The organism is Gemmiger formicilis, from assembly GCF_024462815.1.
In the GTDB taxonomy this organism is placed as follows: domain Bacteria; phylum Bacillota; class Clostridia; order Oscillospirales; family Ruminococcaceae; genus Gemmiger.
Window position 1 is genome coordinate 106,439 of record NZ_JANGCG010000003.1, and the last position, 16,768, is coordinate 123,206.

Genomic DNA, 16,768 nt, shown 5'->3' on the forward strand with positions numbered 1-16,768 from the left:
CGTGCAAGCGTTTAAAATCTGGATGTTGTAAAACGACAAATATTCTCTATTACAATTATAATTTTTGTCGTTCAACTTATTTACCAAATTTAACTATAGATTTTTGTGCAAAAAGTTGGACGACAAAAATACATATATAATAGGGGAATTTATGGCGTCCAACTTTTGTACCATCCCGCAAACCGTAGGGGCGGATTCTATATCCGCCCGCGCTCCTTGGTAAATGCCATCTGCCGGTATGGCAGTCTGCAAAATAAAATTTCCTGATTACCCTATTGACATATAGTCAATTCCGTGTTATCATACAGTCAACCTATAAAGCACATAGGTTATTACTGAAAAACAAGGAGGTGCAAAGCATATGGCTCACGTTTTTGGCAGTCTGCTGCGTCAGAACTTCCGCTGTGGCCGAATGCCTAACTCCCGGGCGGTAGCAGTCCGGGCGCGTGGCAATGCTTTGCACTGCCTGTAAACAAGCGCCGCACTGTATATTCTGCCCGGGAGTTGTAACCAAACGACCCCCGGCTTTTCTTTTATCAAAAATCAAACAGAATAAAAACAGAAATGAGGACTTTATCATGAGCGAGCGTAAACTGCATTTTGAGACCCTTCAGCTGCACGTCGGCCAGGAGCAGGCTGACCCCGTCACCGATTCCCGCGCCGTGCCCATCTACCAGACCACCTCCTATGTGTTCCCCAATTCCCAGAATGCCGCTGACCGCTTTGCCCTGCGGGCCGAGGGCAACATCTACGGCCGCCTGACCAACTCCACCGAGGATGTTTTTGAAAAACGCATCGCGGCTCTGGAGGGCGGCGTTGCCGCGCTGGCCGTTGCCTCCGGCGCCGCTGCCATCGACTACACCCTTCAGGCACTGGCCCAGAACGGCGGGCACATTGTGGCGCAAAAAACCATCTACGGCGGCACCTCCAACCTGCTGGCCCACACGTTGCCCGCGTTCGGTGTGCAGACGACCTTTGTCAACGCCCATGATCTGGCCGAGGTCGAGGCTGCCATTCAGGACAACACCCGCGCTGTCTATATTGAAACGCTTGGCAACCCCAACGCCGACATCCCCGACATTGACGCCATTGCCGCTATCGCCCACAAGCACAGCATTCCGCTTGTCATCGACAACACCTTCGGCACGCCCTACCTGATCCGCCCGATCGAGCATGGCGCCGACATCGTTGTCCATTCTGCCACCAAGTTCATCGGCGGCCACGGCACCTCTCTGGGCGGCATCATCGTTGACTCCGGCAAGTTCGACTGGAAGGCCAGCGGCAAATTCCCCGCCTTCTCGGAGCCGAACCCCAGCTACCACGGCGTCTGCTTTGCCGAGGCTGCCGGCCCCGCCGCCTTTGTGACCTATGTGCGCGCCGTGATCCTGCGCGATCTGGGCGGCTGCATCAGCCCGTTCAACGCATGGGTGCTGCTGCAGGGTACCGAGACGCTCTCCCTGCGTCTGGACCGCCACAATGAGAACACCAAAAAGGTCGTCGAGTTCCTGACCCACCACCCCAAGGTGGAGAAGGTCAACCACCCCAGCCTGCCCGACCACCCCGACCACGCCCTGTATGAGAAGTACTTCCCCAACGGCGGCGCGTCGATCTTCACCTTCAACATCAAGGGCGGCCAGAAGGAGGCCTTCGAGTTCATCGATCATCTGCAGATCTTCTCTCTGCTGGCCAATGTCGCCGATGTCAAGAGCCTTGTGATCCACCCGGCCACCACGACCCACGGCCAACTCTCCGATGCGGAGCTTGCCGATGTAGGCATCGGCCGCAACACGATCCGCCTGTCCATCGGCACCGAGCATGTCGATGACATCATCGCCGATCTCGATCAGGCGCTGAACGCAGTCGAGTGATGCCGCTGCGCCGCCAAAAATAAGACCCGGCCGCCGCCCGCGGGATGCAAGCCCCGCAGGCGGCGGTTTTGTTTGCAATTTGGCGGGAGTTGTTGTATGCTTTGTAGGGGGCCTTGATGCCTCCGGTGAGTTTACCCACTGCCGCAAAGTGCCCGGGAGGGATAAAGCCCGCCCCTACGAATAACGGAAGCATGGTTATGAACATTATCGAAATCACAGATTTAAACGCCCCTGAGCTGGTGGTATATACCAGACTGACCGAATCCCAGCTGCGCAATAAGCTTGAGCCGGAAAAGGGCATCTTCATTGCCGAAAGCCCCAAGGTCATCGGCACGGCGCTGGACGCCGGGTGCGAGCCGCTGTCTTTTTTGATGGAGCGCCGCCAGATTGACGGCCCCGCAGCGGGCGTGCTGGCCCGCTGCCCGGATGCGGTGGTTTACACGGCAGACCGGCAGGTTTTGCAGGCGCTGACCGGCTACGCGCTGACCCGCGGCGTGCTCTGCGCCATGCGCCGCCCCAAGCTGCGCACGGTGGAGGAGCTGTGCCGGAACGCCAGCCGCGTGGCCGTGCTGGAGGGGATTGTGGACTCCACCAACATCGGGGCCATCTTCCGCGGGGCGGCGGCGCTGGGTATGGATGCCGTGCTGCTCTCGCCCTCCTGCTGTGACCCGCTGTGCCGCCGCGCCGTCCGCGTCAGCATGGGCACTGTGTTTCAGGTGCCGTGGGCCACGCTGGGCAGCAGCCCCGCCGACTGGCCGGAGGCCGGTATGGCCCGCCTGCACGCGCTGGGCTTCAAAACCGCCGCCATGGCGCTGGACAGCCGCGCCGTCAGTATAGATGACCCGGCCCTGCGCGCCGAGGAAAGGCTGGCCATTGTGCTGGGCACCGAGGGGGACGGCCTCGCCCACAATACGATTGCCCACTGCGACTACACCGTGATGATTCCGATGCAGCACGGTGTGGATTCCCTCAACGTGGCCGCCGCCGGTGCGGTGGCTTTCTGGGAGCTGCGCAAGCGGTGAGCTGCAAAGCCTGCTCCCTGCGTCTGAACCGGAAACGGCGTTTTGCGGGAAACACGGCGGGGTGGGGTCACCCCGCCCTACGGATAGCCCAAAATCATTGCATGGTAGGGGCGGGCATAGCCGCCCGCCTTCCATCGTCAAATTGCCACAAAAAAATGACAAAAGTTTTACACCCTGTTGACCGAAAGGTCAGCGGGGTGTGTTGTTTTTGTCCGGCGAGAATGTTACAATATTTGTACAAGCGCGCACAATGCGTGCAATAACAAAACGGAGGTTTTCTCCTATGGGCTTCCTGAAAAAATTCACAAAGCAGGAAATCAGCTGGATGATGTATGACTGGGCCAACAGCGCCCACTCGGTCATTGTGGTGACTATCCTGCCCATCTTCTTTGACACGGTGGCGGGCTATACGGCAGACAGCGTCTCCAGTATGTCCACATGGGGCTTTGCCACCAGCCTTGCCATGGCGATTGTCGCACTCAGCGCGCCGTTCTTGGGCGTGTTTGGCGATATCCGCAGTATGCGCAAAAAGCTGTTCACGGCGTTTCTGCTGCTGGGCGTGGTCTCGGTGGCCGGGCTGGCCTTCACCCCGCTGATGGACTTTACCTCCTCGCCCGCCGCCGCGGGCAAGGTCGCGGCCATGGTGCTGGTGCTCTACATTTTGAGCACCATCGGCTTTGACGCGTCCTGCATCTACTATGACGCCTTCCTGACCGACGTCACAACCGAGGAACGGATGGACTCGGTCTCCACACTGGGCTACGGCCTTGGCTATATCGGCGGCTCGACGATTCCGCTGCTCATCTTCCTGATTATGAACGCGGTCGGCGTACCGATGCTGACCAGTCTGGCCATCATCTTTGCCATTACCGCGGTGTGGTGGCTGGTGTTCAGCCTGCCGCTGCTGAAAAACTGCGAGCAGACCACCGGCAAGCCCTATGAAAAGGGCGATGTCGGTGCCAGCATCAAGAACGTGTTCACCACGCTGAAGGAAATCGGCACCGATAAGCCGATGCTTATCTACATTCTTTCGTACTTTTTCTACATTGACGGCGTGCATACTATCATCAGTATGTCCACCAGCTACGGCGCCAACCTGGGGCTGGACTCGGCCGGTATGCTGCTGGCGCTGCTGCTGGTTCAGGTGCTGGGCCTGCCGTTCTGCCTGCTGTATATGAAGCTGGCGGAGAAGTTCGGCGCCCGCACAATGGTGGGCGTGGGCATCTGCGTCTATATGTTCATCTGCATTTTCGCCTTCTTTATGAACAGCCTGTGGCAGTTCTGGATGCTGGCCGTGCTCTGCGCAACCAGCCAGGGCGGTATTCAGGCGCTCAGCCGTTCGATGTTCGGCAAGCTCATCCCGGACAAAGCCCGCAGCGGCGAGTTCTTCGGCTTCTTTGATATTTTCGGCAAGTTCTCGTCCATTATGGGCCCGGCGCTGGTCGGCTTTGTCAGCGCCTTTATGGCCAACAAGCTGCTGGCGGAGCAGGGCCTGACCGCCGCCACCGCCACCGCAGAGCAGCTGGACGCCATCAACAAGGCTGCCGGCCCCTACGGCATTTTGTCCATCATCCTGATTATTATTGTCGGTGCAATGCTGTATTTTGGCGTACTGCCGAAAGTGATGACGAAGGACGAGAGGAAGATTTGAAGCGCAGATGCGCAAATTTGACATTTTCCCTTCCCCGCGGTACAATACCTTCGACGCTGATACGAAAGGGGATTCCCAGATGCCGGAAGGCTATACCCATGTGCGCACCGCAAAAAAGGCGGCGGAGGCCATTCATTATAAGCTCCAGTGCCCGGCGGCGTTTGCAGCCGGGGCCAACGGGCCGGACAGCTTTTTCTGCTTTGAGGTCTGGAAAAAGCGCGCCAAGCGCCGGTATGACCTACCCGGCCTCGGCAACCGTATGCACGAGGAAAAGACAGGCGCGTTCCTGCGCAGCCTTTGCGCCAATGTCAAGACCCGCCCGCAGGTGGAGTATGCGCTGGGCTTTCTGAGCCATTACGCCGCGGATACCGTTGTGCATCCGTTTGTCTGCGCCATGTGTGAGCCGGGGCAGCCTTACGCAGGCAAGGGCGGACACGGCTATCTGGAAATTGCGCTTGACTCGACCCTCCATGCCGAGGACACCGGCGCGGCGCTGGTGCCGGTGGAGGACGTCAGCCCCTTGCCCACCGGCGAGGAATTGGCCGACATCACGGCGCTGCTGCACATCTGCCTGCTGGAAACCTACGGCGAGGACATCCCGGTGGAATATCTGGCCGATGCGTTCTGGCACACCTACAAGCTGCGCGGCATTTTCCCCAGCAGGCACGGCGTGCGCCGGGCGTTCTTCTGGCTGGTAGAGCCGCTGTTCGGCGGGCGCGGGTTCATCACGGGCCACGTCTCGCCCCGGCAGCTGGACAAGCGCCTGCCGGATGCGTGGACAGACCCCTTCACCGGGGAACAGCATGACGGCGGCCTGTTTGCGCTGCTGCCCAAGGCGGTGTTCCGCAGTGAGCAGTTTATGGGCGCGGCGCTGCTGTACTGGATGCAGAAGCTGCCCCCCGCCGAGTTTGCCGAAAAAATCGGCAGTATGAGCTACACGCAGGGCATTGCCACCGCGCAAAGCGACCCTGACACAACCAAAACAACCGAAAAGGAGACCACTGTATGATTCGCATTACTATGCAGAACGGCAAGACCATCGACATTGAACTGGACCACAACGCAGCGCCCATCACCTGCGAAAACTTTGAGAAGCTGGTCAAGGACGGCTTCTACAACGGCCTGACCTTCCACCGCATCATCCCCGGCTTTATGATTCAGGGCGGCGACCCGCAGGGCACCGGTATGGGCGGCCCCGGCTGGCACATCAAGGGTGAGTTCCTGCAGAACGGTGTGGCCAACCCCATCAAGCACACCCGCGGCGTTATCAGCATGGCCCGCGCTATGGACCCCAACTCCGCCGGCAGCCAGTTCTTCATTATGCACCAGGATGCCCCGCATCTGGATGGCAGCTATGCAGCCTTCGGCCATGTTGTGAACGGCATTGAGGTTGTGGACGAGATCGCAGCCGTTGCCACCGACTGGAATGACAAGCCCCGCACCCCCGTGGTGATGGAAAAGGTTGAAATCATCTGATAGCAGATACAGCAAAAGCGCAGCCAGAAGCGGCTGCGCTTTTTTCGTTTTCGCCCCGCGTGGCGAAAACTCCACCAAATTTATTATTTTTTATTTCTTATTTATCACAGAATCGTTCCGCCGCCCACAACCACGTCACCGTCATACAGCACAACGGCCTGGCCGCGGGTGATGGCGCGCTGTGGCTCGTCAAATACCACTTTGACAAGGCCGCCGTCCAGCGGGTAGACGGTGGCGGGCTGCTCGGTCTGGCGGTAGCGGGCCTTCGCCTTGACGCGCATCGGTTCGGTCAGCTCTGGAATCGAAATCCAGTTGAAATCCCCGGCCACCAGCGTGGTGGTGAACAACTCGCTCTCCGGGCCGACCGTGACGGTGTTGTGCTCCATATCCTTGCCGCAGACATAGACCGGCGCACCCAGTGCCAGCCCCAGCCCCTTGCGCTGGCCGCAGGTGTAGCGCACAGCGCCGTGGTGGCGGCCGACCACCTTGCCGTTCACGTCCAGAAAATCGCCGTCTGGGTAATATTTGCCGGTGTAGCGCTCCATAAAGCCGACATAGTCACCGTCCGGCACAAAGCAGATGTCCTGGCTGTCATGCTTGCGGGCGTTGCAGAAGCCCTGTGCCTCGGCAATTTTGCGGATGGAAGGCTTGTCCATACTGCCCAGCGGGAACTTGGTGTGAGCCAGCTGGTCCTGCGTCAGCACGTACAGCACGTAGCTCTGGTCCTTGTCGGCGTAGAGCGCCTTTTTCAGCAGCCAACGGCCGGTTTCGGGATCCTGCTCAATGCGGGCGTAGTGGCCGGTCACAACGTAGTCCAGCCCATGCTCGCGGGCAAAATCCAGCATTTTGTCAAATTTCATCGTGCGGTTGCAGTCGATGCAGGGGTTGGGCGTGCCGCCCGCCTCATAGGTGGCGATGAACTTGCCAATGACCTTCTCGCGGAATTCCTCGGTGTAGTTGACCACCTCAAAGGGAATGTCCAGCTGGAACGCCACCTCGGCGGCGTCCTCCACATCCTTGGCCGAGCAGCAGGTGTGGAACCCGCTCTGGCCTAAATCCTCGTTCTGGTACAGGCGCATGGTGGCACCCATGCAGCGGTAGCCCGCCTGCTTCATCAGGTAAGCGGCAACGGTGCTGTCCACGCCGCCACTCATGGCAATCAATGCGCCGGGGGTATTGTCCATAGGAAATCTCCTTATATATACTAAAAAAGCACGGCAGACAATGCGTCTGCCGTGCTTATTATAGCAAATTCTCAGCGCTTATGCAATCAGTCTGCGAACAGCGGGGTGGACAGGTAGCGGTCGCCGGTGTCGGGCAGCAGCGCCACGATGGTCTTGCCCTTGTTCTCGGGGCGCTTGGCCAGCTGGATGGCCGCCCACAGCGCTGCGCCGGAGGAGATGCCCACCAGCACGCCCTCCTTGTGGCCGACCAGCTTGCCGGTGGCAAAGGCGTCCTCGTTGGAGACGGGGATGACCTCGTCATAGACCTTGGTGTTCAGCACGTCCGGCACAAAGCCTGCGCCGATGCCCTGAATCTTATGCGCACCGGCCACGCCCTTGCTCAGCACAGGGGAGGTGGCGGGCTCGACAGCCACAACCTTCACGTTGGGGTTCTGGCTCTTGAGATACTCGCCGACGCCGGTCACCGTGCCGCCCGTGCCGACACCGGCCACAAAGATGTCAACCTTGCCGTCGGTATCCTCCCAAATTTCGGGGCCGGTGGTGCGCTTGTGAGCGTCCGGGTTGGCCGGGTTCACAAACTGGCCGGGCACAAAGCTGTTGGGAATTTCCTTGGCCAGCTCGTCCGCCTTGGCAATGGCACCCTTCATGCCCTTGGCACCGTCGGTCAGCACCAGCTCGGCGCCGTAGGCCTTCATCAGCTGGCGGCGCTCCACGCTCATCGTCTCGGGCATAACGATGATGATGCGGTAGCCGCGGGCGGCGGCCACGGAGGCCAGACCAATGCCGGTGTTGCCGGAGGTAGGCTCGATGATGACAGAGCCGGGCTTCAGCTTGCCGGAGGCCTCGGCATCGTCAATCATCGCCTTGGCAATGCGGTCCTTGACGGAGCCGGCGGGGTTGAAATATTCCAGCTTGCCCAGAATCTTGGCTTCCAGGTTTTCAGCGGCTTCAATATGGGTGAGCTCCAGCAGGGGCGTGCGGCCAATCAGCTGGTCAGCGGAAGTATAAATCTTGCTCATAGGTGGTTCCTCCATCGTCATTTCTGTTTATTCAAAAAATGTTGTGTTCTTACCGTGCCAGACAGCGACATCGCGGATACGGCGCAAATCCCTTTCGCATAATATTTCATACCTCTCTTATAGGTTAATAGGATTGTACAACACAATTTCCCGTTTGTCAATAGGGTAATAGGGAATTTTCTAAAATTATTTTGCAAAAAGGTGTTGCTATCCCATTTACCAACCCGTATAATAGGAATAAGTAAACAAAGGAGCACACCATTATGATGATTTCAACGAAGGGCCGTTATGCACTGCGTGTTATGATTGACATTGCCGAGCACCAGCATGACGGTTATATCCCCCTGAAGGAGATTGCCGCCCGGCAGGAAATTTCGGAAAAATATCTTGAGGCTATTGTGAAAAGTCTTGTCAAGGAGCGCTACCTGACCGGCCTGCGGGGCAAAAGCGGCGGCTACCGCCTGACCAGAACGCCCGAGGAGTACACCGTGGGCAACATCCTGCGCCTGACCGAAGGCAGCCTTGCCCCGGTGGCCTGCTTAGAGCAGAACCCTGTGGAATGCCGTCGCATGGCGGAGTGCCGCACCCTGCCGATGTGGCGCAAGCTGAACACAATGATCAACGATTACTTTGACAGCATCAGCCTAGCCGACCTTGTCAACACCGCCCAGCCGGGCAATGATTATGTGATTTGAACCAAAAACCAAACGCCCCCGCAGGTTTTTACAGCCTGCGGGGGCGTTTTAGTGTGTGGCGATGTTTTATGCTGCGGGCGGACCGCTTATTACCTGTTACGCAGTAGGGGCGGGGCTCTGCTCCGCCCGCGGAACCTTGCGGCTACCGCGCACCTTTCCCGTAAAAGCGGTCAATCTCCCATTTTAAAGGATTTTCGTCGATGTACTGCCAGATAGCGGCATAATCCGCTTCATCGCGGATGACGTGCTCATAATAGCTGCGCTGCCACAGCCTGCGCCCCGGCGTGCGGCAAAGGCGTGTCGGCCTTCATTTACAGCTTCTCCAGCGCCTCTTTCACACGCTTGAGGGTTTCGGGCTTGCCCATCATGGCGGCAAGGTCGGTGCCGCCGCCGGGGGTGCGGGCCTTGCCGGAAAGCGCAATGCCCAGCGGGAAGAGCAGCCAGCCGTTCTTCTTCTCCAGTTGCTCGGCCAGTGCCTTGCAGGCCTCAAAAATCGCGTCGCGGGTCCAGTCGGTCTGGGCCTCCAGCACCGGCAGCAGGGCCGTCAGGGCCTCTTTGGCGGACTCAGGCGTGGTTTTCTGCTTCTTGTTGCGGTACATCTCGGCGTCAATCGGCAACACTGCGTCAAAGAAGTCCAGCTGCGGCGGGATGTCCTCCAACACCTCGCAACGGGGCTGCAGGTTGGCGCAGAGCAGATCGCGGTCAATGTCGCAGTGGACGGCGCTGTCGATGAAGGGGTCGGCCAGACGGCGGAACTCCTCAGCCGGCAGGGCACGGATGTAGGCTGCGTTGATGGCGCGCAGCTTCAGAGGGTCAAAGATGGCGGGGGACTTGGAGATACGCGCCGGGTCCCAGATTTTAATCATCTCGTCCAGCGTGAAAATCTCCTGCTCGCCCTCGGGTGCCCAGCCCAGCAGCAGCAGATAATTCAGCACGGCGGCGGGCAGATAGCCCTTGGCCACCAGATCCTGATAACTGGCGTCGCCGTTGCGCTTGCTCAGCTTGTTCTGCGCGTCCTTCATAACGGGCGGGCAGTGGATGTAGACCGGCTTCTCCCAGCCGAAGGCGTCATACAGCAGGTTGTACTTCGGGGTGGAGGACAGGTACTCGCTGCCGCGGATGACGTGGGTAATGCCCATCAGGTGGTCGTCCACAACGTTGGCAAAGTTGTAGGTCGGCATACCATCGGTCTTAATCAGAATCTGGTCATCCAGCTCCTTGACATCGACCTCGATGTGGCCGTAGACCACATCGTCAAACCCGGCCACGCCGGACTCGGGAATCTTCTGGCGGATGACATACGGCTCACCCGCAGCCAGCTTGGCAGCGACCTCATCGGCGGACAGATTGCGGCAGTGGCCGTCATAGTGGGTCATTTCGCCCGCGGCGCGCTGGGCCTCGTGCATTTCGTTCAGGCGCTCCTCGGTGCAGAAGCAGTAGTAGGCCTTGCCGGCCTTGACAAGCTGCTCGGCATACTGCTTGAACATACCCATGCGCTGGCTCTGCACGTAGGGGCCGACCGGGCCGCCCACATCGGGGCCCTCGTCCCAGGTCAGGCCAGTGGCCTTCAGCGTGCCGTAGATGATATCGGTAGCGCCCTCAACAAGACGGCCCTGGTCGGTATCCTCAATGCGCAGGATGAAGGTGCCGCCGTTGTGGCGGGCCTGCAGATAGGTGTACAGCGCGGTGCGCAGATTGCCCACGTGCATATAGCCCGTGGGGGACGGCGCAAAACGAGTGCGGACTTCAGACATACAGATTCCCCTTTTTTATATTTGTGTTTTTACTTGATATTTGTGTTTATTATAGGCGCGGATAGGGTAAGTGTCAACAAAAGACAAGGCATAAAAAGCAAAGAACAGCTCAGCAATTTTCCAGCCAGGCCAGCAGTACCTTAACTCTGCCGGTCAAATCGCCGCAGAATCGCTCGGCAACCTCAATCACGACCGTGTCTGGTATAGTGGTCTGTTCGGCCAACAGGGTGTCTACTGTCAGAACATTGCCGTGCAGTACCAGTGTATCATGGAATCCCTCTGCCAGATAGGGGGCCAATGCGGCACCATAGCTGTCCCGCGCAAGGAGCAGGCTATTGCTGCCGCTGCCGGAAAAGCGCATCAGCTCGGCACCATCGCTCCCCTCAATGCGTTCTGCGGTCGGAACGTCCGGCTCCAGATACACATCGTCGCTGGCCATATTCCAGCGGCCGCACATGGCGGCAAGGTCGGCAGGGCAGGGAATTTCCGGTTCCGTCAAAAACAGCGGCCAATCCTGTGCTGCGGGCATATCCAGTGCAGCCAACGTTTTTTGGGCGGCAAGCCATGCGCCTGCATTGTTCCAGTGGGTGTCGTACTTATAGTACACCTGTTGCGCCGCCGCAGCTTCCGTCAGCTCCGGCAGAGGAAACAGTACAGGGCAGGCGGTGTTGGTCTGCAGATAAGCGGAAAGCTCCTGCACCTGCGTAGGGCGGGACACAATCGGAATACTGGCAGGCATCCGGTCGGAATATACACCCTCCTTGGCTGGTGCAAACAATATCAGCAGGCGGCTGCCGCGGGCAGATAATTCGTCATTCAGTTGTTGTATAAGTGCGGACAGCTCGGCCTTTTCCGCATCGCTGTAAGCGGTCAAGCCCTGATAGTCAGAGATGCTTTTGGAGTCGCCTACATCCTTTAAAAACAGCCAGCCATCTTTCCCCTGCAGCACATCGGAAGAATCCAGCGTGCCAATGCTTCGATCGACTTCTGCTTTAAGAACCAGCATTTCATTGCGAAAGGGCGCATTGTCACTCAACCAGGCTTCAAAAGCGGTGGGCCATTGGGTAAGACTGGTTTCCGCATCCGGGAAAGAGGCTAATGTCCGGTTTTCGTGGTTGACGGTATCACAGCTTCCGCGCAAAATCGGCCAAAGAAGATTGGGGCCTGCCAGCAAGGCTGCAAATCCAACAATCAAAGCTGTATTTGTCCATTTTACAGCGCGTTTCACGGAAATACTCCTTTCAGTCTTTGGTTAAAAGCGGAAATAAATAAACGGATTATAAGTGCCGCTTACCAAAAGAACCGTGCAGGCAAATCCGAGCACCAGCAGAGCTGCGCCCTGCAGAGAACCGACATGGGTACGGTCATACAGGCGTTGACGCAGTCCGGGCAGTGCGGCCTGCACCGGGCCGCAAAGCAGGATGCCGGCGATGAGCAGCAGCATGGTGCGGCTGTCCATATAACGTATCACGGGATAAGCTGCGCTTCCGGCAGTCGGTGTCCACATGGTTCGCAACCACTGCAAGCCTGCCCGCAGGCCCGGAGCGCGGAACAGAACCCAGCCGCATACAACAAAGAACATGGTGTACAGCCACCCGAACCAGGCAGGCGCCTTGCGCAAGGGCTTTTCCAGCAGGGTGCGCTCCAGAATCAGGAGGATGGCATACCAGATGCCCCACGCCACAAACTGCCAGTTGGCACCGTGCCAAAGGCCGGTAGCTAAAAATACAATAAATAAGTTCAGCAGTGTGCGCGGCTTTCCCTTTCGGTTGCCGCCCAGGGGAATATAGAGATATTCCTTGAACCACCCAGAAAGGCTCATATGCCAGCGCCGCCAGAATTCGCTGACACTGTGGGAAAGATAGGGATAATGGAAGTTTTCCGGGAAGGTAAAGCCAAACATTGCGCCGAGGCCGATTGCCATATCGGAATAGCCCGAAAAATCATAATAAATCTGCAATGTATAATACAGCGCGCCGAGCCAGGCCAGCGGTGTGCTGACAGCGGAAGGAGCCAACCCAAAAACTTCATCGGCACGGGCGGCAAAGCAGTTTGCCAGAATTACCTTTTTCGCCATACCGTAAAGAAAACGCTTGACCCCGTAGGAAAAGTCCTGTACAGTGACACAGCGATTCTGCAGCTGCGCTTCTATCTCCGTATAACGGACAATCGGGCCGGCGACCAGCTGCGGGAAAAAGCTGATATACAGTGCCATCAGGAACCAGCTTTTTTGCAGCTGCGTTTTGCCGCGATACAAATCAATCACATAGCTCATTGCCTGAAAGGTATAAAAGCTGATGCCAAGCGGCAGCGCAATATCCCGAACAGGCAAGACCTGCCGCCCAAACAAAGCGGCAAGCGTATCACCCGCGAAAGAATAGTACTTGAAATATCCCAACAGCGCCAGATTGGCCAATACGATTACAGCCAGAGCTAATTTGCGGGTGCGCTCCCCGGCGGCATTTACCCAAAAGCCGCCGAGATAGTTGAGCGTGATGGAAAAAAGCATCAGGAAGATATACTTTGGCTCACCCCAGGCATAAAACAGCAGGCTGGCCACAAGCAGCAATACGTTTTTGCCCTTGCGGGGCAGAAACAGATACAATAGCAATGTGATTGGTAAAAAATACCATAAGAAAACCAAACTGGAAAACAGCATTTCTGAACCCCATAAAAAGCGTACTGGTGCGTATCCTATGCCGGTGATTTATAGCTGTATAAAAATTCTGCCAGCGTGCAAAAATCTTATGCAAACGCAGACTTGCACACCTTATACAAGATACGCTTCAAACCGGTGCAGGTCGTCAATTTTTACGGTGGCGCGGTAAAAAACGCCGTCCTCGCGGTATTCCTCCGCGGCTACGCTGCCGCGGCTGCGCAAAATGTCGGCCAGCGCCAGCTTGTCATACGGCAGAACAAGCTCAATCGTGCGCACACGGTGGCCCAGCACATCGTCAATTTTATCCAGCAGCGCATCCAGGCCGTAGCCGGTCTTGGCACTGGTCAGAAGAATATCCGGGTCAAAGGCCACCGCGTTGGCCATATCGCATTTGTTGTAGACCACCAGCTGGGGGATGCCCTCGCAGTCAAGGCTGCCCAGAACCTCATCGGTCACGGCCAGCTGCTCGGCGGCCTGTGCGTCGCCCGCGTCGGCCACCTTGACGATGACATCCGCAAAGGCGGCCTCCTCCAGCGTGGACTTGAACGCCTCGACCAGATGGTGGGGCAGGCGGCTGACAAAGCCGACGGTGTCCACCAGAATAATCTGCAGCCCGCTGGGCAGCACCAGCTTGCGGGCGGTGGGGTCAAGCGTGGCAAACAGCATATCGGCCTCAAAAATCTGCTCGCCGCATAGGGCGTTCAGCAGGCTGGATTTACCCACGTTGGTGTAGCCGACCAGCGCCACAACCGGCACGTTGTTCTTCTGGCGGGCGCGGCGGGTCTCGCCCCGGCGCTTTTCCAGCTCCTTCAGGCGGCCCTCCAGATGCTCAATGCGGTGGTGCAGATGGCGGCGGTCCAGCTCCAGCTTCGTCTCACCGGCACCGCGGCGGGCACCGCCGCCACCGCCACCGCCGCCGCCCTGACGGCTCAGGCTCTCGCCCAGACCCTGCAGGCGGGGCAGCTGGTAGCGCAGGGTGGCAAGCTCGGTCTGCAGCTTGCCCTCGTTGGTGGTGGCGCGGGCGCGGAAAATCTCCAGAATCAGCATCGTGCGGTCGAGCACCTCCACCTGTAAGGCGGCGGAGAGGTTGCGTATCTGGCTGCCGGTCAGCTCGCCGTCAAAAATCGCGGCGGCGGCGTTCACGTTCTGGCAGACAAGGCGCGCTTCGGCCACCTTGCCCTCGCCCAGCAGCGTGGCGGCCTCGGGTGTGGCGCGCTTCTGCACCACCTCGGCCACGGCGTCCATGCCGTTGGCATCCGCCAGTGCGCGCAGCTCCTCAAGGCTGCGGGTCATATCGTATTTGCCCTGGTCCAGCGCCAGCAGCACCACCGGCAGCTTCTCGCCGTCGGTGGTTTTCTGGGCGGTGGTGCCAAGGTCTAATTCAATCGTGTTATCGCTCATAAATCCTCTTTTAGCAGGTGATAGGCGCGGCAGGGAACCGGGGTGCCGTCAAACTTGCGGTCAATCACATCGTGGTCATAGACAAAGCCCGCCTTCAGCATCACGGCACCGCTGGCAACGTTTTCGTTGTTATGGATGGCGGCCAGCCAGTCGGCCCCGACCGTGTCAAACCAGTAGTCCCGCACGGCGCAGAGGGCCTCGGTTGCGTAGCCCTTGTTCCACCATTTGCGGCCCAGCACATAGCCGGTCTCCCACACATCCCCCAGACGCTCGGTGTTCAGGTGCCAGCCCGCCTTCTGTGCCGGGTCAGGAAAGAGACTGATGCTGCCGAAGAGCACCCCGGTGTGCTTGTCCGTGATGCCCCACTGGTAGAAGGTCGGCTCCTCGTAGTGCTTTTCCCACTCGTTCAGGATCTCGGCGGTCTCGCCCCAGCTGCGATGGGCGTTCCAGCGCAGATACCGGGTCACCTGTTTGTCGCTGGCCCAGTTGTTGTACATCATCTCGCTGTCATCAATCGAGAGCCGCCGCAGCAGCAGCCGCCCGGTTTCCAGCTCTTGTGTGCCGCAATGCTTCATAGTGTCCCCTTATTTCTTGTGAAAAATACTCCGCAGGATCCCCATGCCCATCGCCCACAGCTTGGTAAGCTGGGCGCGGTAGAGGGTGCAGTAGATGAACAAAATCACGCCAACCAGCGCAAATTTTATAAAGAAATGCTGCCACAGCAGCGTGCCGATGGCCGTGACGGCGAACGCCAGCAGGAAGCCGGAAATCGTTTTGGCATAGCTGGCCACCGTGCGGTAGTACATCTGGCCGGTAACGCTGCGGTACAAAAACGCAAGGCCGTTGCTGGCGGCCAGCGCCAGCGCCGCGCCGGTCAGCCCGAAGGCGGGCACCAGCCACGCGCAGAGCCCCAGATTGGACAGCGCCCCCAGCCCGATGCCGATGGTGTCATGCCACGGCTTGCGGGCAATCGAGTTGCCGTAGACCGTGCCCTCGCACAGGATGTTGAACACCACGGCCAGCATCAGCAGCGGGAAGATGGCCAGACAGCCGCGCTTGTCCGGGAAGATGATGAACACGATATCCTCCAGCATGACCAGCACGCAGAAGAAACCGAAAATCAGCAGATTGAGCATATCATGCACGCGGCAGATGCGCTCCTGCTCCTCGCGGTAGTGGGCGTAGACGTAGGGGCCCCAGTAGGTGGAGAAGCCCGCCTGAATGGCCGTGACCAGCTGCGCCAGACTGTAGCCGAAGGCAAACAGACCTTGCGCGTTCTCGCCGCAGGCGTTGCCCACAAAGGAGAGGCAGATGCCGCTGGACAGGCTGAAGAGAATCTGCGCCGGGGCCAGCGCCACGCCGTAGGGTACGGTCTGGCGGGCAATGCCGCCCAGCTGTGCGGCGGGCAGGGGAGCCAGCACAGCGGCCCGGTATTTGTAGCCGAAGGCGATGGCCACCACGCCGAAGCTGAGGATAGCCGCCACGGCCAGAATAAAGACGTTGGAGGTGAAAAAGCCCGGCAGCAGATAGAACAGGTTGTAGCAGCCCTGCATCCAGAGCGTCTCGGCTGTGTAGGCGCGCAGATCATTTTCCAGACGGAGCAGCACATTCAGATACCGCACCAGCATATACAGCGCGGCATTGAGAAAGAGCAGCGGCACAATGCCCGGCCCGGCAGCGCTCAGGCCGAAGGCCGCGGCGAGGGGGCGGGCAAAGAACACGCTGCCGCCCACGCCCAGCAGCATCATAAAGGCGGCGGAAATGCGGGTGCAGGCCGCAAACAGCTGGCGCGGATCCGCCCCGGCGGGCGGCTCGTGATAGAAGCGCAGCAGCGCCTGGTCCAGCCCCAGAATGCCGATGTTCATCAGGGTGGCGGTGTAGGTCATAAAGGTGACCGGCGCGCCCAGCACCTCGGCGGGCAGCAGCCCCTTGACGATGAGCGCCAGACCGGTGATGGCAAAGCCCAGATAGGTTGCCACCGAGTATTTCATCACATTCCCGGCGAAGGATTCACCGGCCGATTGTTTTTTGTCTGACAT

14 protein-coding genes are annotated in these 16,768 nt (G+C 58.8%); 6 read left to right on the top strand and 8 right to left on the bottom strand.

Annotated elements, in window-relative coordinates; genetic code table 11:
* The first annotated feature begins 578 nt into the window (after window positions 1-578).
* The 5 genes from NE623_RS04510 to NE623_RS04530 all read left to right on the top strand — a co-directional run bounded on the left by NE623_RS04510 (window position 579) and on the right by NE623_RS04530 (window position 6,017).
* Window positions 579-1,868 (top strand): O-acetylhomoserine aminocarboxypropyltransferase/cysteine synthase family protein, encoded by a 1,290-nt coding sequence (locus NE623_RS04510; RefSeq protein WP_078784470.1) that lies wholly within the window; start codon window positions 579-581, stop codon window positions 1,866-1,868.
* Window positions 1,869-2,065: 197 nt separating this feature from the next.
* Window positions 2,066-2,890 carry a TrmH family RNA methyltransferase gene (locus NE623_RS04515; protein ID WP_256272173.1) on the top strand — a complete coding sequence of 275 codons (825 nt, stop codon included), beginning with the start codon at window positions 2,066-2,068 and terminating at the stop codon, window positions 2,888-2,890.
* Between the two features lie 283 nt (window positions 2,891-3,173).
* Window positions 3,174-4,541 (top strand): MFS transporter, encoded by a 1,368-nt coding sequence (locus NE623_RS04520; protein ID WP_256272172.1) that lies wholly within the window; start codon window positions 3,174-3,176, stop codon window positions 4,539-4,541.
* A gap of 79 nt (window positions 4,542-4,620) precedes the next feature.
* Window positions 4,621-5,550: a zinc dependent phospholipase C family protein gene (locus tag NE623_RS04525; protein WP_256272171.1), complete on the top strand. Its 930-nt coding sequence runs from the start codon at window positions 4,621-4,623 to the stop codon at window positions 5,548-5,550.
* Window positions 5,547-6,017 carry a peptidylprolyl isomerase gene (locus NE623_RS04530; RefSeq protein WP_256272170.1) on the top strand — a complete coding sequence of 157 codons (471 nt, stop codon included), beginning with the start codon at window positions 5,547-5,549 and terminating at the stop codon, window positions 6,015-6,017. Before NE623_RS04525 ends, NE623_RS04530 begins: the two co-directional genes overlap by 4 nt.
* A 104-nt stretch (window positions 6,018-6,121) precedes the next feature.
* On the opposite strand, the gene mnmA is transcribed toward NE623_RS04530, so the two are convergent.
* Window positions 6,122-7,201: a tRNA 2-thiouridine(34) synthase MnmA gene (gene mnmA, locus NE623_RS04535; protein WP_256272169.1), complete on the bottom strand. Its 1,080-nt coding sequence runs from the start codon at window positions 7,199-7,201 to the stop codon at window positions 6,122-6,124.
* Window positions 7,202-7,287: 86 nt separating this feature from the next.
* Window positions 7,288-8,220, bottom strand: coding sequence for a cysteine synthase A (gene cysK, locus NE623_RS04540; protein WP_256272168.1), 933 nt, complete (start codon window positions 8,218-8,220; stop codon window positions 7,288-7,290).
* Between the two features lie 263 nt (window positions 8,221-8,483).
* Here cysK and NE623_RS04545 point away from each other — a divergent pair, with 263 nt between their 5' ends.
* On the top strand, window positions 8,484-8,915 hold the full coding sequence (locus tag NE623_RS04545) for an RrF2 family transcriptional regulator (protein WP_256272167.1): 432 nt from the start codon (window positions 8,484-8,486) through the stop codon (window positions 8,913-8,915).
* Between the two features lie 311 nt (window positions 8,916-9,226).
* On the opposite strand, the gene gltX is transcribed toward NE623_RS04545, so the two are convergent.
* From gltX to NE623_RS04575, 6 genes are all read right to left on the bottom strand, one after another.
* Window positions 9,227-10,669, bottom strand: coding sequence for a glutamate--tRNA ligase (gltX, locus tag NE623_RS04550; RefSeq protein ID WP_256272166.1), 1,443 nt, complete (start codon window positions 10,667-10,669; stop codon window positions 9,227-9,229).
* Between the two features lie 109 nt (window positions 10,670-10,778).
* Window positions 10,779-11,675, bottom strand: a complete 897-nt coding sequence (locus tag NE623_RS04555) for an alginate O-acetyltransferase AlgX-related protein (RefSeq protein WP_256276136.1) — start codon at window positions 11,673-11,675, stop codon at window positions 10,779-10,781.
* A gap of 246 nt (window positions 11,676-11,921) precedes the next feature.
* Entirely contained in the window at window positions 11,922-13,328 is a 1,407-nt protein-coding gene (locus tag NE623_RS04560) for an MBOAT family O-acyltransferase (RefSeq protein WP_256272164.1), read from the bottom strand.
* A gap of 111 nt (window positions 13,329-13,439) precedes the next feature.
* Window positions 13,440-14,729 (bottom strand): GTPase HflX, encoded by a 1,290-nt coding sequence (gene hflX, locus NE623_RS04565; protein ID WP_256272163.1) that lies wholly within the window; start codon window positions 14,727-14,729, stop codon window positions 13,440-13,442.
* Window positions 14,726-15,304 carry a GNAT family N-acetyltransferase gene (locus NE623_RS04570; RefSeq protein ID WP_256272162.1) on the bottom strand — a complete coding sequence of 193 codons (579 nt, stop codon included), beginning with the start codon at window positions 15,302-15,304 and terminating at the stop codon, window positions 14,726-14,728. The genes hflX and NE623_RS04570 overlap by 4 nt, the downstream gene beginning before the upstream one ends.
* A gap of 9 nt (window positions 15,305-15,313) precedes the next feature.
* Window positions 15,314-16,768 (bottom strand): lipopolysaccharide biosynthesis protein, encoded by a 1,455-nt coding sequence (locus tag NE623_RS04575; RefSeq protein ID WP_256272161.1) that lies wholly within the window; start codon window positions 16,766-16,768, stop codon window positions 15,314-15,316.